Below are 23,694 nucleotides of genomic sequence, written 5' to 3' on the forward strand. Positions count from 1 at the left end.
GGGCACGCCGAGTGGACATGTCCCTGCGGGCCGGTTAGGAAAAAATGGACATGTCCCTCGAGTCGAGGTCGCTGCGGGACCCGCTTTCCGTTGTGCCGCCGGCATTGGATAGGGTGGGGCCATGACTTGGCTTGTTACTGGCGGTGCAGGATATATCGGTTCCCATGTTGTCGCCGCGTTGCGCGAGGCGTCGATACCGTCCGTGGTGGTGGACTCACTGTCCAGCGGCCACCGGGAGTTCGTCCCGGACGACGTGCCGTTTGTGCACGCGAGTATTCTCGACGACGAACGAGTGGCCCGCACGATGCGCGACCACGGTGTGACCGGAGTGATCCACCTCGCCGGCTTCAAATATGCGGGTGTTTCGGTGCAGGAGCCGTTGCTCACTTATGAGCAGAATGTGACCGGCACCGCTCAACTGCTGAAGGCGATGGAGCTCGCCGGGGTTGACCAGCTGGTCTTCTCGTCCTCCGCGGCCACCTACGGCACCCCCCGGGTCGATATCGTCACCGAGGGCACCCTAACGCAGCCGGAATCCCCCTACGGCGAGAGCAAACTCATCGGCGAGTGGCTGATCCGCGACCAGGGCGTGGCCCGCGGCCTGCGGCACACCTCGCTGCGCTACTTTAACGTCGTCGGCTCCGGATCCCCCGAGCTCTACGACACGAGCCCGCACAACCTCTTCCCGATCGTGCTCCGGGCCCTGACGTCGGGGAAGACCCCAAAGATCAACGGCATTGACTACAACACCGACGACGGCACCTGCGTGCGGGATTACGTCCACGTCGCCGACCTCGCTGCTTCCCACGTGGCGGCAGCCCAGGCACTAGCGGCCGGCCGACCGCTGGAACGCGTCTACAACCTCGGTTCCGGCGACGGGTTGTCGGTGCGGCAGATCATGACGGCCATGGCGAAGGTGACCGGTATCGAGTTTGACCCGGAGATCGGTCCCCGGCGGCCCGGGGACCCCGACCGGATCGTCGCCGACGGCAGCCTGGCTGCCCGCGACCTGGACTGGAAGATGCGGCACTCCGTTGAGGACATGGTGGCCAGCGCCTACGAGGCGCAGAAGCGCGCCGCTTCTGCCGGAGCGCAACCGGCCTAGCGCCGGAGCCGTCCCCTAAGCGTCCGGACAATCTTCTTACCGGCCTGGGCGGCTTTGCGGGCGAGCTGGTAGGCGCCGTAGCGAAGCTTGTTCACCGGCAGGTCCCAGGTCCCGGGGTAGGAGACCCCGCGGCCGCCAAAAGATTTCTTGAACGCCGTAAATCCGGCCCACTTGTGATCCGGTTGGTCTGCGGGGGCCACCCCCCAGAGGTCCACGTGCTGGAGGCCCTTTTCGCTGGCATCGGCCATCAGCGTCACGAGCAGCGGGATGCCCGCGCTGAGCTTCCGGTGCGTGTCGTCCAGCGCCGCATGGGCGTAGGTACGGGTGTCATCGGAGTCGTAGGCCAGGGCTGCAGCGATCGGGCTGCCCTCCAGTTCGGCTATGAACAGTGTGGCCGCGCCAGCCGGCATCAGTGAGCGCGCCACCTGGCTTAAGTACTCGTCGCTTTGCGGTTTGAACCCGTTGCGGGCCGCGGTGAGGTGCAGGAATTCGAGCAGCACGGAAATCTCCGCCGGGTCCCGGCTGGACCGGAAAGACACTCCCTTCTTGTGGATGTTGCGGTAGAGGTTGCGGTTCACCGGCTTCATACCCGCCAGGACGTCCTTGAAATCGCCGTCCAGATCCACGATCCAGCTCAGCTCGGGCTGCAGGTTCGCCGGCGCGGGCCGCAGGCCGCGGCTCCGCAGCAGCGTGTCGGCGGCGGAGCTGTCGAAGCCGGCATTATCGAAGCCGGCACTGACCGGCTCAATCCGGACAAACACCGCCCCGCAGCGGCGGGCCAGGGCCACCAGGGCCTCCAGCGCCGAGTCAAAAGCGGCGAGGGAATCGGCCAGCGGCCCGTACGGCACGTACAGCAGCTTGCCGGCCGGGTTGCTCTCCTCAACGGCAAGGAAACGCCAGCCGTCGCCGGCCTGTTCATGGACGTTGTGGCCCAGGGCACGTTGCACGCCGGCCCAGTGCCGACCCTGCAGGAAGTAATCCACGATTCAGGCTTTCATTCCGGTGGTGACGGCGAATGCGAGGGCCGGTCCGGTGGCACCGGCAACGGCGTGGACATTGACCGGAGCTTCGGCGGCCGGCAGGAACGCGGAAGCGCCGCGTTCCAGCCGTAGATCGCCCTTGGGGGAGTCCAGCATGACCGCGCCGGACACCACGATGATGACCGCGGCGCCGGCCTGCGCCAGCGGGACCGGTTCCGCGCCGGGGAACAGCTGCACCCGTTGCAGCTGGAATTCCCGGAACGGCGGCCGGAACACCTCCTGGCCCAGCATCGTGCTCTCGGCGCCGAGTCTCGGCACGCCGGCCGCTTCGAAGCCGATCGTCTTCAGCAACTCCGGCACATCGACGAATTTCGGCGTCAGCCCGCCGCGGAGCACGTTGTCCGAGGAAGCCATCACCTCGATGCCCAGGCCGCGCAGGTAGGCGTGCACGTTGCCGGCAGGCAGGTAGACGGCTTCCCCGGGAGCGAGCGAGATCCGGTTCAGGAGCAGTGAAATCAGCACACCCGGGTCCCCGGGGTACTCCTCGTTGAGGCTGACGACCGTGGACAGCTCTGCCGTGTACGCGCCCGTGGAGGCGCCGGAAACCAGGGCCGCGATGATGCTGGCCGTGGCCTGGGCGACGTTCTCGCCGCCGGCGATGAGACGCCCGAAGGCAGCGTGCAGGGCGGCCGGTTCGTCCGGCTGCGCCAGGTCCTCCAGCAGCCGCGGGATCAACGGCGGGAGCTCCAGGCCCGCGAGCCCAAAGCACTCGGCAAGGTGCCGGAACACTGCCCGGGACTCCGCCGCCGGCCGAAAACCGCACAGCGCCTCGAACCGCGTCAGGGCGAAGATCATTTCCGGCTTGTGGTTGTCGTCCTTATAGTTGCGGGTGGCGGCGCCGCGATCGACGCCGGCGGCCTCCTCGCGGGCGAACCCGGCCCGCGCCTGGTCCTGGGTCGGATGCACCTGCAGCGACAGCGGACGCTCGGCGGCCAGGACCTTGAGCAGGAAGGGCAGCCGCGGACCGAACTCGGCCACGCTCTCACCGCCCAGGTAATGCTCCGGGTCACGGGCGATCAGCGCGTCGAGGGCCTGCCTGCCGCCGTCGCCGGCAGCGACCCCGTCCGTGGAGGTAAGTGCCGTGGAGGGGGAGTCCGGGTGGGCGCCGATCCACAGTTCGGCCTCCGGGCCGCCGGACGCCGGACGGCCGAGCAGCCCGGCGATCGCGGTGGTTGACCCCCAGGCGTAGGGGCGGAGGACGTTCTCGAGTTCGTACACGGGGTCCCTATCTGCTCGGGGAGTGATGGTGGCTGGAGTCTGCTGGAATGGTGGCCGGAGATCCGCTGCTAGAGCGGGGCGCACTGGCCGTTGGTGGCCACCAGGTTGCGGATGGACTGCTCGTCGCCGATTCGCTTGAAGCCGTTGAGCATTTGTTCGGTGATCAGCTCGCCGTCGGGCGTTATGGTCACCGGGGTGAAGTCCCACGACGACGACGGCGACGGCGCGGTGCCGGGCAGGGCGGCCGGCGCGGTGCCCGGCCGGGGGCCCGCGGCGGAGAGCGGGCCGGGCGCCGTGGTCAGCTGGCGGAGAGAGTCCTCGGCTGCCCCCGCGGCGGGAGCGGGCGCCAGGAGCTTGTCCACAGTCTGGTGGATCCGGTCGAAGTCTGGAACGGTGGAGAACGAGGCGTCGAAGTCCGGAGGCCCGATGGTAAGGCGGCTCACCGGCTGGCCCTTGGACTTGAGCGCAAGGTCCACGAAACTGCCCAGCTGGCTGGCGGAAATGTTGGAATCGACCACTTTGGTGCCCGCTTTGACGATGTCCTCGAACTTCGAGAGCAGCGTTGCCGGATCCAACTGCTTGAGCATGGCCTGCTGGACGCACTGCTGGCGTGCAATGCGAGCGTAATCGTCCACAAATTCGCGGGAGCGACCGTACCAAAGGGCGTGATAGCCGTCCAGGGTGTTATCCCCGGCCGGGATCCAGCCCAGCGGCATGCCGTGGATGCCGTTGGCCTCGTCGATGGTCTCGCCGCTGATGGGGACCCAGCCGCCGGCCTTGATCTTGATGCCGCCCATGGCGTCGATGAGTTTGGCGAAGCCGTCCATGTCTACGAGAACGTAGGCCTGGACCTTGATTCCGAGGGTCCCGGAGACCGCCTCCAGGGTGGCCTGCGCACCTGGGTCTTCCACCCCGGGGTAGAGGTCCTTGTACTTGTTGGTGACCTCGGTATTGATGGCGTTGATGAGGCACTCGTCGCCGCAGTCGTAGCCGTCGGGGTAAATCTTCCGCATCGGGGAGTCCTCGCTGAACCGGGCGTTCTGGAGGTTGCGGGGGATCGAAATGATGGCGGACTGGCCGGTCTTGGCGTCCACGCTGATGACGGAAAGGCTATCCGGCCGGCGGCCGGTGCGGTCGGCGCCGGCGTCGCCACCCATCATCAGGAAGTTGTACCGGCCCGCGGACGGCTCCATCGCCGGACCGTTGGCGAAGATCGTGCCGATCGCGCCCCGGCCGACGTTGAGCAGGTACGCCGCGTAGCCCAGGCTGCCGCTGCTAAGCAGCATGGCCAGGACTAGTGTCAGGACGGCGGCGGCGCGCATCCCGGTTTCGAGCAGCACCGGGCGGATCAGGCGCAATGTATTGAGGAACAGTGCCGCCCAGCCGAGGGCGAGCGCCGCGAGCACCATGACCAGCAGGAGCGAGGTGACCGGGTTGGTGATGACGTTGATCACGGCCGGCCGGGAGGCCGCGAGCACGACGAGGGCCACTATGAGCAGGCCCCAGACCGTGAGCGTGACGCGGAGTGCGATCCGTCCCAGCCTGCGGTTGCCCGCCACCACTTGGGCGCTGCCGGGGACCAGCAGCGTCAGCAGGATCAGCAGGAAGGCGCGCTTGGACAGGACCCGCGGGGCCGACCCGGAGGGGTAGCGGACGGGATCCGTCAGGACCCCCCGTCGCCGCGTCTTTTCCGCCGCAGCGGCCAAACCATTGCTCATGTCCCGAATCCTTACCGGCCGCTCCGCGTGGCGCTGTTTTCATCCGAGAACACGTCGGCCACCTTGCTGCGCAGGTTCGCGCCCTTCCTGGTGGCGGCGTCGTTGAGCTCCTGCGCGAACTCCAGCAGAGCGGTCCGGAGCCGGTCTGCCAGGGCATCGGTGCCCGAGGCCAGGATCCGCACCGCGAGCAGCCCGGCATTGCGGGCACCGGCGATGGAGACCGTGGCGACCGGGACGCCGGCCGGCATCTGCACGATCGACAGAAGCGAGTCCATCCCGTCCAGGGTTTTCAGCGGCACGGGTACACCGATCACCGGCAGCGGGGTTACCGAGGCGAGCATGCCCGGCAGGTGCGCGGCGCCGCCGGCGCCGGCGATGATCACCCGCAGCCCGCGTTCATGGGCGGTCTGCCCGTAGCGGATCATTTCGATCGGCATACGGTGGGCGGAGACGACGTCGACCTCGAAGGGGATGCCGAACTCGGCCAGCGCCTCCGCGGCCGCCTCCATCACGGGCCAATCAGAATCCGATCCCATCACGAGCCCCACAATCGGGGCGGGCCTGTTGCCGGCACCCCGGGCGGCGGAATCTCGGGCGTCGGTGCTGGCGTTCACGCGCTCTCCTCGGAGGTTTCCGCGGCGGTACCGGCCGGGGCCCGCCCGTCCCGGATGATGTTGGCGACGGCGCCGGCGCGCTGCCGGACCGAATCGACGTCGGCGGCAGCGGCCCCGACGAGGTTGACGTGGCCGATCTTGCGGCCAGGCCGCACGGCCTTGCCGTAGCAGTGGACCTTGGCGGCCGGTTCGCTGGCGAGGGCCGCCGGGTAGGCGGAGAACAGGTTTTGGTTCGCGCCGCCGAGGAAGTTTTTCATGACCACGACGGGTCCGAGCAATTCGGTGGCGCCCAGCGGCAGGTTCAGGATGGCGCGCAGGTGCTGTTCGAACTGGCTCGTGACCGAACCGTCCTGCGTCCAGTGGCCGGTGTTATGGGGGCGCATGGCGAGTTCGTTGATCAGGAAGCCGACGCCGACGCCGGGGGTCTCGAACATCTCCACGGCCATGACACCCGTGACGCCAAGCTCGTTCGCGATCCGGACCGCGGCGTCCTCGGCTGCGGCGGCGACCTCCAGCGGGATGTTCAGGGCGGGGGCGATGACTTCGTCGCAGACGCCGTCGACCTGGATGGTATGCACCACGGGCCAGGCCCGGGTTTCTCCGTCGGGCGTGCGGCCGACCATGGCCGAAAGCTCACGGCTGAACTCCACCTTGGCCTCGGCCAGCAGCGGGGACATGGACTCGAACCAGTCCGCGGCGTCCGCGGCGTCCGCGGCGGAGGCAACGATCCGCACCCCCTTGCCGTCGTAGCCGCCGCGGGGCGTCTTCAGGACCACGGGCCAGCCGGTTTCGTCGCCGAAAGCGACCAGGGCGTCGACGTCGGCCACCGCGGCCCAGCGCGGGTTGGGAAGCTCCAGGCGGTCGATCGCAGCACGCATCACCAGCTTGTCCTGGGCATTGACCAGCGCGTCGGGGCCCGGGTGGACGTTGACGCCGGCCTCGATCAGGGCTCGCAGGTGCCCGGTGGGTACATGTTCGTGGTCAAAGGTGAGCACGTCCAGTCCGCGGGAGAACTCCAGCAGCTGGTCAAGGTCGGTGTAGTCGCCGACGGGGGCTGTGGCCACGGCTGCGACGGCGGAGACGTCGTCAGCCTCGGCCAGGACACGGAGCTCGAAGCCGAGGGCGGTGGCGGCCGGGGCCATCATGCGGGCGAGCTGGCCGCCGCCAACCACCCCGATTACAGGAAAAGTCACGTCTACCAGCCTACCGAAAACCTCACAGGAACCGGCCGCCGCGCGCCCGGCTCCCCGAAACAGAAGCTTTTTAGGTGCGATTTTTGGTGCGGATTGCCGGGATATGCGCTCCCGATTTGCGCCGTCCGGAGGCGTCCGCCCGGGAAACGGCGCTAAAATGGGCAGTCGGCTATCTGGCCGTGAGATTCAAAAGGCCACGGAGGGTCATGATTAACACACTTGCGGACCGTCTGCGCGGCCTCGCCTCGCTTTTTTGGCGCGAGGTGGCGAAGTTCGGCGCCGTCGGCGGCGTCGCCTTCGTCATCGACAACGGACTGACCTACTACTTGATGCACGGCGCAATGTCTGACAGCGAAGCGAAGGCCCGTTTCGTCGGAGCCACAGTCGCCACGATCTTCTCCTGGATCGCGAACCGCTTCTGGACCTTCCGCCACCGCCGCCAGGCCAACGTGCTGCGCGAATTCGCGATGTTCGTACTTATCAACGGCATTGGTATCGGCATCTCCACCGGCCTCACCGCCCTCGCCAAGTACGGCATGGGCATCACGGACAAAAACCTCCTTTTCTCCGCCGGCATTGTCGGCATCCTGGTCGCCACCGTGGTGCGGTTCTTCGCCTACCGCTTCCTGGTCTTCAACAAAGAACTCGACGACGAGCCGGAGTTCGCGCGTGACCACGAGATCATCGACCGGCCGTCGAACCACAGGGCGGGCGTCAAGGTCCCGGAGCAAAATGTGGCGGATCCGGATCTTCCCGACCCTAAGTCCTAGACCGCACCGAGACGGCCCCGACAGACCGTACCGAATCCGCAGGAGACCGGCCGGAGCCGGTCTTCTGCGGTCTTTAGAGCCCGTGGACGCGTTCGTCGCTGAGCAGCCGCTCCGTTACCGAGACGTCCGGGTGCACCAGTACCACTGACCCGTCGCTCTTCCACGCACCCAGGGACTCCGCCAACGCCGCTGCCAGGCCGTCGCCGGCGTGAACCAGCAGCCGTAGTCCGTCTTCGTGGGCCGCGGCGAAGCCGTCCAACAGCTCTCCATGGGTGTGCACGGCGCCGCCGGGGCCGCGGACGGCGCGGCGCACGGCCTCGGGTTCCACGTGCGGCATGAAAACGTCCCCGTGGGAGCGCACCTCGGCGGCGTAGTCCACGACGCCCGAGGACAATGCGCCCTGCCAGCGCATGGCCAAGGCCGGCAGCGCGACGGCGATGACGGCGTCGAAAGCCTCTTCGGCGGCTGCCGGCCCTGGCTCTGCGGTGGCGAGCAGATCGGCGTCGGCGGCGTCGAGCACCACCTCCATGCCGAGCTGCCATGCCCCCAGCGCAAGGATCACCGACTTCCAGTGCGCCGGCAGGTCCAGGCGCAGCCGTGTTCCCGGTTCAGCGTCCAACTCGTCCTGCAACAGATTGCTGGTCTTGGCCACCCAGTTGTCCAGCACCCGGCCGGAAAGTTCCACGCGCTCCGCGTCCGGTCCGTACCAGGTCAACCGCGGGGAGGTGGACTGGCCGGAACGCAGGGCTGTCATCAGTTCGATTGCCGGGATGTTCATGGTTTCATCTTGCCACGGCCCCCGGGGCGGTGATCTACGTCATAGGACAGCCCGGCGTTTGCTTTTGCGGTGGGGGACGTCCACCGCAAATTCCCCTAAAAGTCAACAAAAATTGTGGAAAGTGCTCAGTGCACTGATGGTTTTGCCGGTGCCGCAGGGAACTTCCGGAAAATTCCGGGCGTGGCGTGGACCGATATTTGCGTCGAACATGATTATTATCCCCGCTGCGGCTTGACTCCCGGATACTTACACACGTGTAATTAGGTATCGAAAGCCAATGCGCATCAGCCGGCACACAACCGAGTGTCCGAGGGTCAGGCAAAGGCTGCAAATCAGAGAGGGAACGCCAATGGGGCTTGCAGAGCGTATCCATGAAGATGAAGTCGTCGCCGGCCAGGCTACGGCAAAGTACCGTTCACGCGGCGTGCCCAGTGACTGGTACCTGGACCCGGCCGATCCGGACGCCGCCGAGCGGTATCAGGAACACACCCAGGATTCGCTGCAGGACCAGGCTACGGCGTTCCTCGCCGCCCATGAAGCGTTGCTGGCGGGGAACCCGGAGTCGGATCATGATCCGCTGGATCCGCCAATGGAACTCCAGACATTGCACCCCGGAACCACCGACCAGCCGGTGTGGATCGGCTTGCCCGTCCGGCAGCCCTTCGACGATGAAGGCGAGCTGGGATGGCAGACGGATGCGCTGTGCGCGCAGACCGACCCGGAGGCGTTTTTCCCGGAAAAGGGAGGCTCCACCCGCGACGCCAAGAAGGTGTGCGGGGCGTGCAACGTGCGCTCACAGTGCCTGGAATATGCCTTGTCCAACGACGAGCGCTTCGGCATCTGGGGCGGCCTCTCCGAGCGGGAGCGCCGCCGGCTTAGGAAGCGGGCAGTCTAATTCTTCAAGAAGTACGTGTCACCGCCGTCGTGGTAGCCCACGACGGCGGTGACTATCTCCCCAGGACCCTGGCGGCAGTAGCGGCGCAAACCAGGCCGGCGGATGCGGTGATCGGGGTCGACACCGGCTCCCACGACCACTCGGCGGCCCTGCTTGCGCAGGCGTTCGGCACGTCCAACGTCGCCGTCTTCGAGCAAACCAAGGCCGGCATGGGCGGAGCCGTCCAGGCCGGCCTGCAGGCACTCGCGCCCCGGCGCGGGGATGCCGGAGCTACGGCTTCCGAATGGATCTGGCTGCTGCACGACGACGCCGCGCCGGCCCCGGAAGCCCTCGCCGAACTGTTGCACGCCGTCGAACGGGCGCCCTCGGTCACCGTGGCTGGCTGCAAGCAGCTGGACTGGCACGCCGGGCGGCACCTGATCGACGTCGGCCTCTCCACCAGCCGCTGGGCCGAGCGCTTGACCCTGATCGAAGCCGACGAGCTCGACCAGGGTCAGTACGACGGCCGCAGCGACACCTTCGCGGTCAACTCTGCGGGCATGCTGGTCCGCCGCGACGTCTGGGAAGACCTCGGCGGCTTCGACCCTGCACTTCCCGGCAGCGGGGACGACGTCGACTTCTGCTGGCGCAACCGGCTCGCCGGCCACCGCGTGGTGGTGGTCCCCAGCGCCACGATGTTCCACGTCTCGCACCGGCCGCACGCGCAGGGGAACGCGACCGCGGCCCGCAAGGCCCAGGTCCACCTGCGGCTCAAGCACGCCTCCGCCTGGAAGGTCCCGCTGCACGCCGCCGGCGCACTCCTCGGCAGCCTCTTCAAACTTGTCCTGAGCATCGCCGTCAAGGACCCGGGCCACGGATTTTCGCAGCTGCTGGCGACCCTTGGTGCGCTGGGACGGCCCCTCGCCGTGCTCCGTGGCCGCCGTAATGCGGCCCGCACCCGGCGCATCCGGCGCTCCGTGATCAAGGGGCTGCAGACGCCCCGGCGCGAGGTCTGGGCGCATCGCCGCTCGCTGATGGAAGCGCTCGGATCGGATGACTCAGGCGACTCGCGCTCCGCCCATGACGCGCTGGCCGAACAGCCGAGCGGGGATTCCACCGACGATTTCGCCGCCCTGAGCACCACCGAGCGCGGTTGGGTGGGTAACGGGGCTTTGCTGGCGCTGCTGGTGACCGCGGCAGCCTCGCTCATCGGCCTGCTAAATGTGTTCCGCGCCGACGCCGTCGCCGGCGGGGCCCTGCTCCCGGTCTCGGCCGGGCTGGGCGATATCTGGAACCATGCCTCCAGCTGGTGGATTGCGCTGGGCGCCGGCCTCCCGGGACACGGCGACCCCTTCGGCTACGTGCTTTGGCTGCTCGGCGTTTTTGGTGCCGGCAATGCCAGCGGCGCCGTGGCCTGGCTGCTGGTCCTGGCGATGCCGTTGTCCGCACTGGGGGCTTGGTTCGCGGCCGGTGCCCTGACCCGGCGGCGCCGGCTCCGGCTCGCGGCCGCGCTGGTCTGGGCCGCCGCGCCGGCCCTGCAAGTCGCCCTCAATCAGGGCCGCCTCGGATCGCTCATTGTGCATTTGATGCTGCCGCTGCTGGTCCTGGCCCTGCTGCGCGCCACCGGATCCGTCCCCGGCCGCGGCCGCTACGCCGTCCCGGCCCCGGGGGAGCGGCTGTTCACCGAAAAGCCTCCGGCCAAGCCCGGCATCAACGGCGCCCCGTCCTGGACCGCGGCGGCTGCGGCCGGACTGGCCCTGGCGGTCGTCACCGCGGCGGCCCCCTCGCTGCTGCCGCCCGCCGTCGCTGTGATCTCGCTGTTCGGCGTGGTACTGCGACGCCGGGGCCGCACCCTCTGGTGGTCGCTGCTGCCCGGTCTTGCCCTGTTCTTCCCGTTTGCCCTCTCCGTCCTGGACCGGCCACGGGCCCTGCTGGCGGATCCGGGCCTCCCGCTGGGCTTCGACGCGGCCCCGCTCTGGCAGCAGGCGCTGGGCCAGCCGCTGCGCTTCGAAGCCGGAGCCGGCCTCGCCGGACTCTCCGTCTTCGGGCCGGCTGCCGTGCCGTGGGCGCTTCTGCTGGCCCTCCTGCTGGGCCTGCCCGTCCTGCTGCTGGCCTTGGGCGCACTCTTCCTCCCGGGCCGGAAGGTAAGCAGCCGGCGGCCGTGGCTGGCCCGCAGCCTTTGGGCCGCAGGGATCCTGATGCTGGCCGGCGGCTGGCTGGCCGGGCACGTCGTCACGGGCGCCGGTGCCGAGGTCATGGTCACCCCGTTCACCGGCCCGGCCGTGTCCGCCGCGGCGTTCGCGTTGCTGGGAGCGGCCCTGATCGGCGCCGAGGCCCTGCTGGACGCGGCCGACGCGGCCGTGCCGGACCGCAAGTCCCGGGCCCGCAGGATTCTGGTTCGCGGCACCGCGGTCACCGCAACGGTCCTGCTGTTCGCAGGCCCGCTGGCCGGAATCGCCGTGTGGGCAGCGCAAAATGTAGCGCAGCCGGCTTCCTCCCCGGCCGCCGCGGCAACTGCCGGTGATGGCGCACTGGGCAGCCGGCGGCTGGTCCAGGCCAGTAGCGCCCGCACGCTCCCCGCGACTGCGATTGACCGGGGCGAGGGCCCGGAACAGGCCCGGACGCTGGTCATCTCCGCCCGGGAAAACGGAACCTTCGCCGCCTCCCTTGAGCGCGGCGCGGGCACCCGGCTGGACGCCCTGTCCGCCGTCGCGTCCGCCCGCCCGGTAGCGGGCGCGCCAGGGAAGGAGACGATCCGCGAGGACGACGCCGCCGCCGCATCGCTGCGCGGTGTGGTTGCCACGATCGTTGCCGGCCAGGGCGTGGACCCCCGCGGGCAGCTCGAGCAGCTCGGCGTCGGCTTCGTGGTGCTCGAGGCCACGGACAATGCGGCCCAGTTGACGGCCAGCCGGATGGATGCAGTCCCGGGGCTCGTGGCGGTCGGCCAGACCGATGTCGGCTGGCTGTGGCGGATCAGTCCGCTGAACCAGCCGGTGCTCGAGGCCGCCGACGTCGCGCACCGTGTGCGGATCGTCGACGGGGCCGGCGCGACCGTGGGGCTGCTGCCGGCGGGTGTCGTCGCGGCCGACGCGGTTGTACCGGCCGGGCCGGAAGGCCGGCTGGTGGTCCTCACCGACCGGGCGGATCCAGGCTGGAGCGCCTGGCTCGACGGCCGGCGCCTGACCGCCGCCTCCTCCTCGGACTGGGCGCAGGCGTTCACCCTGCCGGCGCAGGGTGGCCAGCTGAGCATCCGTTACGAAAACCCGTGGGCGCTCTGGAGCGGTATCACGCAGGCTGTCGTGATCGTCCTGACCGTCCTCCTGGCAATCCCGATGCCTGCCCGGCGCCCGAACACCGGGCTGTCCAGGGACGAAGGCTCGCTGCGTAAGGAACACCAGCATGCATGACAACAACGGGGCACTAACTCCTCCCGAAAAGCCCCGCCCCACCCCGGTGCGCCCGGTCCCGGACGAGCAGGACAAGCGGGACAGGAGCGGGCGCGGGGGCAACGCGCGAGGCGCTGCATCCGCTGGCCAGGCACCGGCCCGGCTGAAGGGCGTCAGGGGAACTGTGGGCGGCATCCTTTCCGCCGTCGCGCTGGTTGCGGCCGGCGGCGGACTGGTGGCAGCCGACGCACTCTCCCCGCAGGTCCCCGGCGGCCGGCCGCTCGCGGCAGCCCTGGCCGCGGTGCCGGCCGGCGGCAGCGTGGGCATCTGCCCGGGACCGGCGCGGCTGCTTGAGGGCACGCCGGTCGGCACGGACCCCCAGTTCAGCCCGGAGTCCTCGACCGCCAAGACCGCAGTCAGCGCCGTCGTGCTCAGTTCCAGCGCGGGTGTGTTGCCCGGAAGCCGGCTCGCCGCGCTCAGCGGCGGCCCGCTGGTGGAACTTGCCAAGGCCGCGCCGACGGCGACTGGACCCGCCCCGGCCGTCTCCGCCCCCGCGGTGCGGGCCGGCGTGGTGCCGCAGCGCGCCGTCGACGCTGCAAGTGTGCTCAGCGCCGATGCGCTGGGAAACCGCCAGCCCTCCGCCGGGGCCGTGATGAGCTACACCGCCACGGACGGGGACCTTCGCGGCACGGCTGCCGCTGCCTGCCAGCGTCCGGCCAACGATTTGTGGCTGGTCGGGGCGAACACCGCCGTCGGCCGGACCGCGGTCCTTAACCTCAGCAACGCCTCGGGTACCCCGGCCACCGTCAGCCTGGATCTCTTCGGCGCCAAGGGAACCATCCAGGCACCGGGGAGCCGCGGCCTGCTGGTGGCCCCCGGCAGCACCCGGGCCATCATTCTTGCCGGCCTGGCGCCTGGCCAGGAGCAGTTGAGTGTGCGGGTGCGCAGCACGGGCGGACCGGTCTCGGCCGTGATCCAGCAGAGCGTGCTCCGCGGACTGACGCCCGGCGGTGTGGACTTTATTTCGCCGGGAACAGCCCCCGCCTCGCGGCAGGTCATTTCGGGCCTGGACCTCCAGGACCCGGCCGGGCTGACCGCCGTCATCGCGAAACCCGGCTTCGCCGACGCCAAACCCGCCCTCCAGATCACCGTTCCGGGCGCCGCGGACGCCGTAGTGGAAGTGAAATTGTTTGGGCGCGACGGCCAGAAACCACTGCCTGGCGGCGGCGTGGTGACCGCGAAGGCGGGCGCGGTCACGGAAGTTTCCCTCGCGGGCGTGCCGGCGGGCCACTACACGATCGCTGCCAGTTCGGATGTGTCGTTTGCCGCAGCCGCCCGCGTCACCCGGGGCCTGAAAGCCGACGAGGCCGGGGATTTTGCCTGGGCGCCGTCGTCGGCGAGACTCGGCAGCCAGCATGTGGTGCCGGTACCCGCCACCGGTGCCCGGGTCCTGATGTTCGGCGCGCCGGAAGGCCGCGCCACGATCTCCTACACACCGATCACCGCCGACGGCAAGGTCCGCGCCGCGGCCACCGCTGACATCGCTGGCGGAACCACAGCCTCTGTCCAGATCCCCGGTGACGTCGGCGGTTCGCCGCTGGTGGGATACCTGGTGTCGGCGGCCGGGGACGCGGCCTACGGCGCGGTGGTCCTGCAGCAGGACGGCAAACCGGATATTTCCAGCCTCCCGGTCGCGCCCGGAGCGGCGGGCCAGGAGCAGGTCGCGGTCACCATCGGTTATTAGCTGCAGCGTCGGACCGAACAAGGGCGCCGGCTAGGGGCGCCGGCTAAAAGACGCCGGCTTAATAGCGGCGGCGGTATACCGGGTCCAGGGATTCGGGTGGGACGCCGAGCATCTCGGCCGTGCGCTCGACCACGACGTCGTGGACGAGATCCTGGAGTTCGTCACGGTTGCTGCAAGCGTGCTCCACGACCCGCCGGTAGAGCGTGATCACAGGACCCTCCTCCGCCGTGGCCGGCGTGTATTCGCCCATGGGTGCCGGCGTGCCGTCGGCCACGAGCAGTTCGAGTCCCGGTGGAATTTCTTCCACGGCAAAGCGGACGCCGTCCAGCGGTTTGCCCCAGATGTCGTGCAGGCGCTGCGCCGAATCCAGGACGAAGTCATCGAAACGATCGGAACGGGTGCGGTAGCCGGGCAGCGTGGGGAGCATCAGCTCGCCGCGCAGGCCGCGGCCATGCCGGTTCCTGCGCCGCTGCCGGAAGTTCCTGCCCTGTGAGGTGCCGCCGGCGGGGTCAGCCAACCGGACCGTAAAGCCGGGATCTTGGTGCGATGACTGCATAGCTTGACTCTAAACCCGTCGCCTGATTTCTGCGATAAGGCGCCCGCCGCGCCGCGCCGCCTGCTACGGCCAGCCTGCGGGAGCGTTTCAATGCGCGGGCCCGGGGGCAAGGAGGAGTAGTCTCTGATGTCGTGGGTGCAATTCGTCAATGTTCAAGGTCCGCCTGCCGCAATTCGGCGGTGGCGACTTTGACGTACGTCTATGCCGACTCCACGGCGGTGCTGGGTCCGTTGGCCACTTACGCCGAACCGCATTGCTATGACCTTTGCGAACAGCACGCCGGCTCCCTGACAGTGCCACGCGGCTGGGAAGTCCTGCGGCTCGCCATGCCCGCCACCCCGGCGGGCCCCGGCCCCGACGACCTGCTGGCCCTCGCACATGCGGTCCGCGAAGCTGCCGCCCGCCCCGCAGCGACAGGATCCGCCCAAGGGCAGCGGGCTGCGCATCCGGCGCTCGAAGCCCCGGCTGCCGCCGAGGGAACCCGCCGGGGGCACCTGCGCGTCCTGCGCGAACCCTCCTGAGCCTCGAACTGGCGGTAGGCTGGAAACTGAAATTGCCGTTTGCCACCGGCGCCCGCTGCGCCGCCCCCAGGGAGCCTTCACCATGCCACTGATCAGTCCCGAACTGCTGTCTGTCCTGCGCTGCCCCGTGACGGGCTCGGCCCTGGTACAAGAAGGTGATGAACTGGTTGCCGCCAGCCCAGACGCGAACGGGCAGAAGCTCCGCTACGTCATTGAGGACGGCATCCCGCTGCTGCTGCCGCCGGAACTGCTGGCCGCGGCCACCTCGGCCTCCTCTGATCAGCACGACGGCGGCCGGCCCGCCGCCGCGCCCCGGCACGCGGCCGAATAGTCCGCGGTCCGGCAGCCGGAACAGCTGCCGGCCCATCGGCGGACGCCACGGCGCCGAATCACCTCCAGTACCTCAGCCACATTCCGGTTACCGCAAAGGATCCCCATGACTTTCGATTATAAAATTGCCGACATTTCGCTGGCCGAGGCCGGCCGGCACCAGATCCGTCTCGCGGAGCACGAGATGCCGGGGCTGATGTCCCTGCGCGAGGAGTTCGGTGCCAGCCAGCCGCTCAAGGGCGCCCGGATCGCCGGTTCCCTGCACATGACGGTCCAGACGGCCGTGCTGATCGAGACCCTCACCGCCCTCGGCGCCGAGGTCCGCTGGGCTTCCTGCAATATCTTCTCTACCCAGGACGAGGCCGCCGCCGCCGTCGTGGTGGGCCACGGTACGGTCGAGGACCCGCAGGGCGTGCCCGTCTTCGCCTGGAAGGGCGAGTCGCTCGAGGAATACTGGTGGACCGCCGAGCAGATCCTGACCTGGCCGGGCGCCGACGGCAACCCGGAGCTGGGCCCGAACATGATCCTCGATGATGGCGGCGACGCCACCATGCTGGTGCACAAGGGCGCGGAGTTCGAGGCCCTCGGCGCTGTGCCGGTCACGGCGGACGACGAGTCGGAGGAAGGCCGTGTCTTCCTCGAGGTGCTGCGTGCCTCGCTGCAGCAGGACCCGCAGAAGTGGACCCGGATCGGTTCGCGCCTGCTCGGCGTGACCGAGGAGACCACCACCGGCGTGCACCGCCTGTACCAGCTCGCCGAGCAGGGAAAACTGCTGTTCCCGGCCATCAATGTCAACGACTCCGTCACCAAGAGCAAGTTCGACAACAAATACGGCATCCGCCACTCGCTGCCGGACGGCATCAACCGTGCCACCGACGTGCTGATGGGCGGCAAGGTCGCCGTCGTCTGCGGCTACGGCGACGTCGGCAAGGGCGCGGCCGAGGCGTTCCGCGGCCAGGGCTCGCGTGTGATCGTAACCGAAATCGACCCGATCTGCGCGCTGCAGGCAGCCATGGACGGCTACCAGGTGGCGACGCTGGAGAACGTCCTGGCCGAGGGGCACATCTTCATCACCACCACCGGTAACAAGGACGTCATCATGGCCGGGCACATGGCCGGTATGCGCGACAAGGCCATCGTGGGCAACATCGGACACTTCGACAACGAAATCGACATGGCCGGGCTCGCCCGGATCCCGGGCATCAAGAAGGTCGAAATCAAGCCCCAGGTGCACGAGTGGGTCTTCGACGCCGACCCCGCCACGGGCAAGGTCAGCCGTTCCATCATCGTCCTGTCCGAGGGCCGGCTGCTGAACCTCGGCAACGCCACGGGCCACCCGTCCTTTGTGATGAGCAACTCGTTCGCCAACCAGACCATCGCGCAGATCGAACTGTTCACCAAGGCGGGCCAGCCGGAGGGTGAGCGGGAGTACGAAAAGCAGGTCTACGTGCTGCCGAAGATCCTCGATGAAAAGGTGGCCCGGCTGCACCTGGACGCCCTCGGCGTGGTGCTCACCGAACTGACCAAGGAACAGGCCGCTTATCTGGACCTCGACGTCGCGGGCCCCTACAAGCCGGAGCACTACCGCTACTAGGCGCCACGTAACCTTATCGCCAGGAGCCCCGGATGCGCCGTCCGGGGCTCCCTTGTGACCGTATCGTCGCGTTCGGGAGGGCCGGCCGCGACCGAAATTCACCTATGCTTTGAAGGTAACGTCTGGAAGGACCCGAGTATTGTGATCGCCCCGAAAAGCTGGAGCGCCGGCCGGAAGGTCGCGGTGCTGGCAGCGGTGTGCGCGCTGGCAGCCGGCGGCGGAGTCTTCGCCGCGGCCGGACCGCTGGCCCACCCGTCCTTTGCCTCCGAGGCCGCCTCGCCGGAGCGCGCAACGCAGGGGCTCGCTTTCCCGGTGGTGCCCCCGGTGCAGCTGACAGCAGCCCCCGAGGACGCCGCCACGCAGGTCAACCCGGCGGCGCCGGTGACGCTGAAGGTGGGTAACGGCCGGATTGAGCGGGCGGCCCTGACGAGCGCGTCGGGCGACTCCGTGGACGGAACCCTCAGCCCCGACGGTTCCAGCTGGGCCGCGGCCGGGCCGCTGAAATTCAACACGCGCTACAGCTGCACTTACGCGGTTGTGGACGCCGCCGGGCGCACGACCAACACCACCCGGACGTTCACCACGGTCTCGACCGCCAACGAGGCGGACGCCGCGATCTACCCGCTGGACGGGATGAAGGTGGGGGTGGCGCAGCCGCTGCAGATCACCTTCAGCGAGCCGGTCCTGAACCGGGACGCCGTCGAGAAGGCCATTAAAATCAGTTCCAGCGCCGGGCAGGCCGGTGACTTCCACTGGTTCAGCAACACCATGGTCCGGTACAGGCCGGAGAACTTCTGGGCGGCCAACAGCACCGTCACGATGGAGCTGAAACTGTTCGGCGTCGACCTTGGTAAAGGCCAGATCGGCAACTTCAACAAGAAGGTCACCGTGCACATCGGCGACAAAAAAGTCGCTATCGCGGACGCCACGGCGCACACCTTCAAGGCCTTCATCAACGACAAACAGGTCGGTGAATGGCCCTCGACCATGGGTGACGCCAGATTCCCGTCCGCGCGCGGCTACTTGGTCCTGATGGAGAAATACCGGGTGGAACACATGTCTGCCGCCAGCATCGGTCTCAAACCGGGCGATCCCGCCTACTACGGCGAGCTGGACGTCAACTTCGCCACGCGGCTGACCCCCAGCGGCGAATTCATCCACCAGGCCACGGACTCCGCCATGCTGTTCGTTGGCAAGGCCAACCTGTCGCACGGCTGCATCGGCCTGGGGCCGGCAGGGGCCCAGTGGGTCTTCGACAACATGACGGCAGGTGACGTCGTGAACGTGGTCAACACCGACGGTGACTTCGCCAACTTCGACGACGGCTTTGGGGACTGGAATATCCCCTGGGCGCAGTACGCGAACTAGGGCGGGGCACCGGTTGCCCGGCGGTATCTTCCGCTGAAGACCGTCAGTGAATTGGGGGCACAGAATTGACAGTCAGCCGGGGGAAGCAATGGACCAGAGCGTGAGCGCGCAGCACTCCGGGGGCCGCACCACCGCTCGGAGTAGGCGCAGTGGCCGTGGCCCGGGAAAGGGCACCGGAAAGCTGCTGGCCGTCGCCGGGATCTGCCTCGCCGTCGGCTCCGGCGGGATCGGCGCCGCCACCACCCCCGTCTGGGCGGACAGCGCCTTGCCCTCCGAGTCGTCCGCGCCGATGCGCAACATCACCGGCCTGGTAGCCCCCGTCGTGAAAGCTGTCGAACTCGGGGTGACGCCCACCGACGGGGCCACGGGAGTCAACCCGGCCGCTCTTCCGTCGGTCAAGGCAGTCAACGGGGTGGTCAAGGACGTGGTGCTGCGGCCGGACTCAGGCGGCGACCCGGTTCCCGGGACGCCGAGTGCGGACGGCTCCGCCTGGACCGCCGAAGATCCCCTGGAGTTCGACACCAGCTACCGGTACGCCTTCACGATCGTTGACCGGGCCGGCCGGGAGACGAAGAAGACCCAACGCTTCTCGACCGTTGCCAAGGCCAACGAGGCCGATGCCGCCGTCTATCCGCTCAACGGCAGCACGGTCGGGGCGGGCCAGCCCATCGAGATCGTGTTCAGCGAACCGGTCCTCGACAAGGACGCCCTGGAGAAGGCCGTGGCGGTGACGGTGTCCTCCGGCCAGCCCGTCGCCTGGCGCTGGTACTCGGACCGACGGGTCCGGATCAGGCCGGAGACCTTCTGGGCCGCCAACACCCAGATCACCGTGGGCCTGCGGCTGTTCGGCGTGAACTTCGGCAACAGGATGGTCGGCAACTCGGACGCCAAAGTCTCCTTCAAGGTCGGGGCGCAGCGGGTCGCCGTCGTGGACGACGTCACGAAATCCATGAAGGTCTATGTCGACGGGCAACTGGTCCGGACGGCCCCGGTCACCCTTGGCAGTCAGGACTGGCTCTCACCCACGGGCTATGCGGTGATCATGGAACAGGAGCGCTACTCCAAGTTCAACGCCGGCAGCATCGGTCTCAAGCCGGGCGACAAGGGCTACTATCCGCCGCTGACGGTGGAGTATGCCAACCGTTTGACGACGTCGGGCGTCTACGTCCACCAGGCGCTCGAGTCCGCCTGGGGTGCGGTGGGCAGGTACAACGTGTCGCACGGCTGCGTTGGCCTGCTCCCGGCGGACGCCCAATGGTTCTTCAACAACATGTTGACCGGCGATGTGGTCCAGACCCTCAACTCCGGCGCCCCCCCGGTGGAACCCCTCGAGGGCTTCGGCGACTGGAACATCCCCTGGGCCCAGTACGCCAAACGCTGAGACCGGCCGAAATTGCTGTTTGAATCGGCGCGGCCACGGGGTGGCACCTCGCCGGGGTGGAGGCCCTGACGGTAGGCTCGGTGTCAGATATGTGGCGCTGCCGGACCCCCCGTCCGGCAGCGCGGAAGCCTACGGAAGCGAACCTGCAGTGACTGAATCGAGTCCCACCCCTCCGAACCGGCCGGATCCCACAGTGGAGCCTGCCGAGGACGCCGACGAGCCCGCCTTCGAGTGGATGAAGCCGGCTGCCGCGGGCAAGCCGGCCGGGACGGCTCCAGAGGGCGCCGCCGCTAGGCACGACGCGGAAACCCCCGCTGCCGGGCGGAGCCGCACGGCTGCCGGGGCTGAGGAACGGGCCGCAATCCCGGGCACCGGCGAACGCCAGGGGCGCCGCGCCGAGCGGATGGCCGCCGCCGGGACGGTCTCAGCCGGGACGGTCTCAGCCGGGACGGCGGGAGACGACGGGGAGCACCTCAACGAGTCGCTTCCCACCTCGGCGCTGCAGCTTAGGCCGCCACGGGAAGAAGTGGAACGGCGCAATGCCGAACGTGAACATGCCGCCAACGCCAAGCCGGTGGCCCCCCGGGTCATGCAGGTGCTGCTGGCGGTCTGCTACCCGATCATCCTGCTGGTCCTGGCCGTGCGTGCCGTGGCCAGCCCGCTGTTCCTCTGGGTGGAGTACAACCGCGCGGGTTTCCCGGGCGACGGCTACGGTTTCAGCACCGACGACCGGATGACCTACGGATCTTACGCGGTCGATTATCTGAGCAACTGGTCCGGCCCGCGCTACCTCGGCGAGCTCGTCAGCCGCGGCGGTGAGACGCTGTTCAAGGACGGCGAAGTCAGCCACATGGCCGACGTCAAGCTTGTCATCCTGTCTGCCTTCGGTGCCGGCGCCGTGCTGGTCCTGCTCAGCCTGGTCGCCATCCTTTACCTGCGCCGCCGCAGCCCAGGCGGCGTCCGGCGCGGCCTGTTCGCCGGTTCCATCGCCACCCTCGTGATCATCATCGGCCTGGGCGTGCTCGCGGTGCTGGGCTGGGAGCAATTCTTTACCGAGTTCCACCGCGTCTTCTTCGCCAACGGCACCTGGACGTTCTCGCTGCAGGACACCCTGATCCGGTTGTTTCCCGGACAGTTCTGGGTTGACGCCGGAATTACTATCGGCGGCCTGGTCCTGCTCGCGGCCATCCTCACCCTGATCCTCACCTGGCCGACGCGGAAACGACGCGGGCTGGCGCCCCGGAGCGCAGCCGCTGCTGCCGGGGACGCCGACGCCGGCGAGTCGGACCCGGCAGCGCTCAAGGGCCGACGCTTCAAGCGCCGGAACGGCGGGGCAGCGGACCCGGCCGGCCCCGAGGCACCCGCCGGGCCCGGCGCCGTCAACGGCGATGACAAGGCCGCGGACCGCGCCGGCGCGGCACAGGACCTGTAAACACCCGGACACGAAAAAGCGGCCGGCACCGAAAGGTGCCGGCCGCTTTTGTCTGTGCCGGGCGGGAGCGCGGCGGCGCTAGCCGTAAATCCGGTTGATTTGTGCCGCGAAATCACGCATGACGGCGGCACGCTTGAGCTTCAGGGACGGCGTCAGATGCCCGGACTCGACCGTGAAATCCGCGTCCAGCACCACGAAGCTGCGGATCGATTCGGCCTTCGATACCAGTGCATTGGCCTCGTCTACGGCGGCCTGGATGGCGGCCCGTACCTGGTCGTTGGATGCCGCTTCCGCGGCCTCCATGGCTGGGACGCGGTGCGCCGTGCACCAGTTCTGCAGGCCTTCCGGGTCCAAGTTGATCAAGGCCGACACGAACGGCCGTCCGTCGCCGACCACCACGGCATGCGCCACCAGCTGGTGCTCGCGGATTTTCTCCTCCAGCGGTCCGGGGGCTACGTTTTTCCCGCCCGCGGTGACCAGCAGGTCCTTTTTCCGCCCGCTAATGGTTAAGAAGCCGTCGGCGTCCAGCGAACCAAGGTCGCCGGTGCGGAAGAACCCGTCCACGAACGCTTCGGCGTTGGCCGTCTCGTTGGCGTGGTAGCCCTTGAAGACGCCGATGCCCTTGACCAAAATCTCGCCGTCCTCGGCGATCCTGATAGTGGTACCGGGCACCGGGATCCCCACGGTCCCCACCCGGGTGCGGGTGGGGGTGTTGGCTGTGCACGGCGCCGTCGTCTCGGTCAGGCCGTAGCCTTCGAGGACGGGAACGCCGGCTCCGCGGAAGAAGTGCGCGTCGTTCGAGTTCAGCGGACTCGCGCCCGAGACGGTGTAGCCCAGCCGGCCGCCGAAGGCCTGCCGCAGTTTCGGGTAGAGCACCTTGTCGAAGAGGCTGTGCTTGGCCCGCAGGACCCAGCGGGGGCCGGTGCCCTCGCCGCGGGCGGCGGCGTCGAGGGCTCTCGAGCACTCTATGGCGACGGCGGCGGCCGCCGCGAACAGCCGGCCGTTGCCAGCCACGGCCGCCTTTTGCGCCGCGCCGGCGTAGACCTTTTCAAAGATGCGCGGGACCACCAGCAGGAAGCTTGGCTGGAACGCGCCGAGATCCGCCAGCAGGTCCTTGGCATTGGAAGTGTGGCCCAGCGTGGTCCCGGCGGTGAGGCAGATCACCTGCACGGCCCGGGCCAGCACGTGGGCCAGCGGAAGGAACATGAGCGTCCGGGTGTTGGGCTGGCGCAGGATTTCCGGCAGGAAAAGGATGATGTTCTTCGCGACGAGCGCGAAGTTGCCGTGCGTGATTTCGCAGCCCTTGGGCCGGCCGGTGGTGCCGGAAGTATAGACAAGGGAGGCCACGTCGGCGAGGGAGGCCGCGGAGCGGTACCGTTCCAGCTCGGCGTCGCTGACTCCGCCGCCGGCGGCCGCAAGGCTGGCGAGGTTCGGGGCGGCGCCGTCGTAGTCCATCCGGACGACGCCGGGCAGCCGCTCCGCCAGCAGGCCGGAGCCGTCCAGGACCCTGTGGACCAGCGCTGCCTTCGCCTGGTCCTCGACGAAGATGCGCCGGGCGCCGGAGTCGTGCAGGATCCATTCGACCTGGCTGGCGGAGGAAGTTTCGTAGATGGGGACCGTGACGCCGCCGGCGAACCAAACGGCGAAGTCCACCACTGTCCATTCGTAGCGGGTGGCGGACATGACGGCGACCATATCGCCGGGTGCGAGGCCGCCGGCGACGAGTCCCTTGGCCAGGGCCTTGACCTGGTCCAGGAATTGCTGGGCCGGAATGTCGTTCCAGCCGGACGGGCCCTTGCGGGAGTAAAGGGCGTGCACAGGGTCCTGGGCGTGCTGTTCCAGCAAAAGATCCGTGACATTGCTTTCCGGGTCCAGCTCCACGAGCAGTCCGGTGCTAGCTTCTCTCAAACCCATGTCTCCCGTTCCGGTCCACAGCCGCCCGGCGGCCCGGACTACGCTAGTAATCCTGCCCTAGATCCAATGCCGTTTACTTAGCACAGTTGTGTTAATCTCTCGGCATGGCGCGAAGCGGATGGGTGACCCCGGAGGGTCCTGAACGGTTGACTGACCAC

At 68.7% G+C, this 23,694-nt stretch carries 19 protein-coding genes; 11 read left to right on the forward strand and 8 right to left on the reverse strand.

What is annotated here, in order from left to right; all coding sequences use genetic code 11:
- Positions 1–121: 121 nt before the first annotated feature.
- Positions 122–1,105 carry a UDP-glucose 4-epimerase GalE gene (gene galE / locus ABIB14_RS09470; RefSeq protein WP_354235619.1) on the forward strand — a complete coding sequence of 328 codons (984 nt, stop codon included), beginning with the start codon at positions 122–124 and terminating at the stop codon, positions 1,103–1,105.
- Here galE and ABIB14_RS09475 read toward each other — a convergent pair.
- The 5 genes from ABIB14_RS09475 to ABIB14_RS09495 all read right to left on the reverse strand — a co-directional run bounded on the left by ABIB14_RS09475 (position 1,102) and on the right by ABIB14_RS09495 (position 6,840).
- Complete coding sequence (locus ABIB14_RS09475; RefSeq protein WP_354235620.1) at positions 1,102–2,088, reverse strand: lipid II:glycine glycyltransferase FemX; 987 nt, start codon at positions 2,086–2,088, stop codon at positions 1,102–1,104. The two genes, galE and ABIB14_RS09475, sit on opposite strands and share 4 nt — an antisense overlap.
- A 3-nt stretch (positions 2,089–2,091) precedes the next feature.
- A complete protein-coding gene (gene manA, locus ABIB14_RS09480; protein ID WP_354235621.1) occupies positions 2,092–3,363 on the reverse strand; it encodes a mannose-6-phosphate isomerase, class I in 1,272 nt (423 codons plus the stop codon).
- 68 nt (positions 3,364–3,431) lie between these two features.
- Positions 3,432–5,081 carry an LCP family protein gene (locus ABIB14_RS09485; protein ID WP_354235622.1) on the reverse strand — a complete coding sequence of 550 codons (1,650 nt, stop codon included), beginning with the start codon at positions 5,079–5,081 and terminating at the stop codon, positions 3,432–3,434.
- An 11-nt stretch (positions 5,082–5,092) separates the two neighbouring features.
- Positions 5,093–5,617, reverse strand: a complete 525-nt coding sequence (gene purE, locus ABIB14_RS09490) for a 5-(carboxyamino)imidazole ribonucleotide mutase (RefSeq protein ID WP_354235643.1) — start codon at positions 5,615–5,617, stop codon at positions 5,093–5,095.
- Positions 5,618–5,691: 74 nt separating this feature from the next.
- Positions 5,692–6,840, reverse strand: a complete 1,149-nt coding sequence (locus ABIB14_RS09495; RefSeq protein ID WP_354235644.1) for a 5-(carboxyamino)imidazole ribonucleotide synthase — start codon at positions 6,838–6,840, stop codon at positions 5,692–5,694.
- Positions 6,841–7,094: 254 nt separating this feature from the next.
- On the opposite strand from ABIB14_RS09495, the gene ABIB14_RS09500 reads away from it, so the two are divergent.
- Positions 7,095–7,658, forward strand: coding sequence for a GtrA family protein (locus ABIB14_RS09500; RefSeq protein WP_354235623.1), 564 nt, complete (start codon positions 7,095–7,097; stop codon positions 7,656–7,658).
- Between the two features lie 73 nt (positions 7,659–7,731).
- Here ABIB14_RS09500 and ABIB14_RS09505 read toward each other — a convergent pair whose 3' ends face one another.
- Positions 7,732–8,436 (reverse strand): TIGR03089 family protein, encoded by a 705-nt coding sequence (locus ABIB14_RS09505; RefSeq protein ID WP_354235624.1) that lies wholly within the window; start codon positions 8,434–8,436, stop codon positions 7,732–7,734.
- A 349-nt stretch (positions 8,437–8,785) separates the two neighbouring features.
- Here ABIB14_RS09505 and ABIB14_RS09510 point away from each other — a divergent pair, with 349 nt between their 5' ends.
- From ABIB14_RS09510 to ABIB14_RS09520, 3 genes are read left to right on the forward strand one after another with little or no spacing between them, the layout of a single operon-like run.
- Positions 8,786–9,331: a WhiB family transcriptional regulator gene (locus ABIB14_RS09510; RefSeq protein ID WP_354235625.1), complete on the forward strand. Its 546-nt coding sequence runs from the start codon at positions 8,786–8,788 to the stop codon at positions 9,329–9,331.
- A gap of 29 nt (positions 9,332–9,360) precedes the next feature.
- Positions 9,361–12,717, forward strand: coding sequence for a glycosyltransferase family 2 protein (locus ABIB14_RS09515; protein ID WP_502909637.1), 3,357 nt, complete (start codon positions 9,361–9,363; stop codon positions 12,715–12,717).
- Positions 12,710–14,440 carry a DUF5719 family protein gene (locus tag ABIB14_RS09520; RefSeq protein ID WP_354235626.1) on the forward strand — a complete coding sequence of 577 codons (1,731 nt, stop codon included), beginning with the start codon at positions 12,710–12,712 and terminating at the stop codon, positions 14,438–14,440. The genes ABIB14_RS09515 and ABIB14_RS09520 overlap by 8 nt, the downstream gene beginning before the upstream one ends.
- Positions 14,441–14,498: 58 nt before the next feature.
- Here ABIB14_RS09520 and ABIB14_RS09525 read toward each other — a convergent pair whose 3' ends face one another.
- Positions 14,499–14,996, reverse strand: coding sequence for a metallopeptidase family protein (locus ABIB14_RS09525; protein ID WP_354235627.1), 498 nt, complete (start codon positions 14,994–14,996; stop codon positions 14,499–14,501).
- A 131-nt stretch (positions 14,997–15,127) separates the two neighbouring features.
- On the opposite strand from ABIB14_RS09525, the gene ABIB14_RS09530 reads away from it, so the two are divergent.
- The 6 genes from ABIB14_RS09530 (at position 15,128) to ABIB14_RS09555 (ending at position 21,622) form a co-directional block, all read left to right on the forward strand.
- Positions 15,128–15,517, forward strand: a complete 390-nt coding sequence (locus ABIB14_RS09530) for a DUF3499 domain-containing protein (RefSeq protein WP_354235628.1) — start codon at positions 15,128–15,130, stop codon at positions 15,515–15,517.
- 82 nt (positions 15,518–15,599) lie between these two features.
- Entirely contained in the window at positions 15,600–15,848 is a 249-nt protein-coding gene (locus tag ABIB14_RS09535) for a hypothetical protein (protein ID WP_354235629.1), read from the forward strand.
- Between the two features lie 105 nt (positions 15,849–15,953).
- The gene (ahcY, locus tag ABIB14_RS09540; RefSeq protein WP_354235630.1) at positions 15,954–17,441 is read left to right on the forward strand and encodes an adenosylhomocysteinase; all 1,488 of its coding nucleotides are present in this window, start codon (positions 15,954–15,956) and stop codon (positions 17,439–17,441) included.
- 144 nt (positions 17,442–17,585) lie between these two features.
- Complete coding sequence (locus ABIB14_RS09545) at positions 17,586–18,809, forward strand: L,D-transpeptidase (RefSeq protein ID WP_354235646.1); 1,224 nt, start codon at positions 17,586–17,588, stop codon at positions 18,807–18,809.
- A gap of 100 nt (positions 18,810–18,909) precedes the next feature.
- Positions 18,910–20,190, forward strand: coding sequence for a L,D-transpeptidase (locus ABIB14_RS09550; RefSeq protein ID WP_354235631.1), 1,281 nt, complete (start codon positions 18,910–18,912; stop codon positions 20,188–20,190).
- A gap of 148 nt (positions 20,191–20,338) precedes the next feature.
- On the forward strand, positions 20,339–21,622 hold the full coding sequence (locus tag ABIB14_RS09555) for a TIGR01906 family membrane protein (RefSeq protein ID WP_354235632.1): 1,284 nt from the start codon (positions 20,339–20,341) through the stop codon (positions 21,620–21,622).
- A gap of 78 nt (positions 21,623–21,700) precedes the next feature.
- On the opposite strand, the gene ABIB14_RS09560 is transcribed toward ABIB14_RS09555, so the two are convergent.
- Complete coding sequence (locus ABIB14_RS09560; protein WP_354235633.1) at positions 21,701–23,530, reverse strand: AMP-dependent synthetase/ligase; 1,830 nt, start codon at positions 23,528–23,530, stop codon at positions 21,701–21,703.
- Positions 23,531–23,694 lie beyond the last annotated feature (164 nt).

It is taken from the genome of Arthrobacter sp. UYEF3 (assembly GCF_040546245.1).
GTDB lineage: Bacteria > Actinomycetota > Actinomycetes > Actinomycetales > Micrococcaceae > Arthrobacter.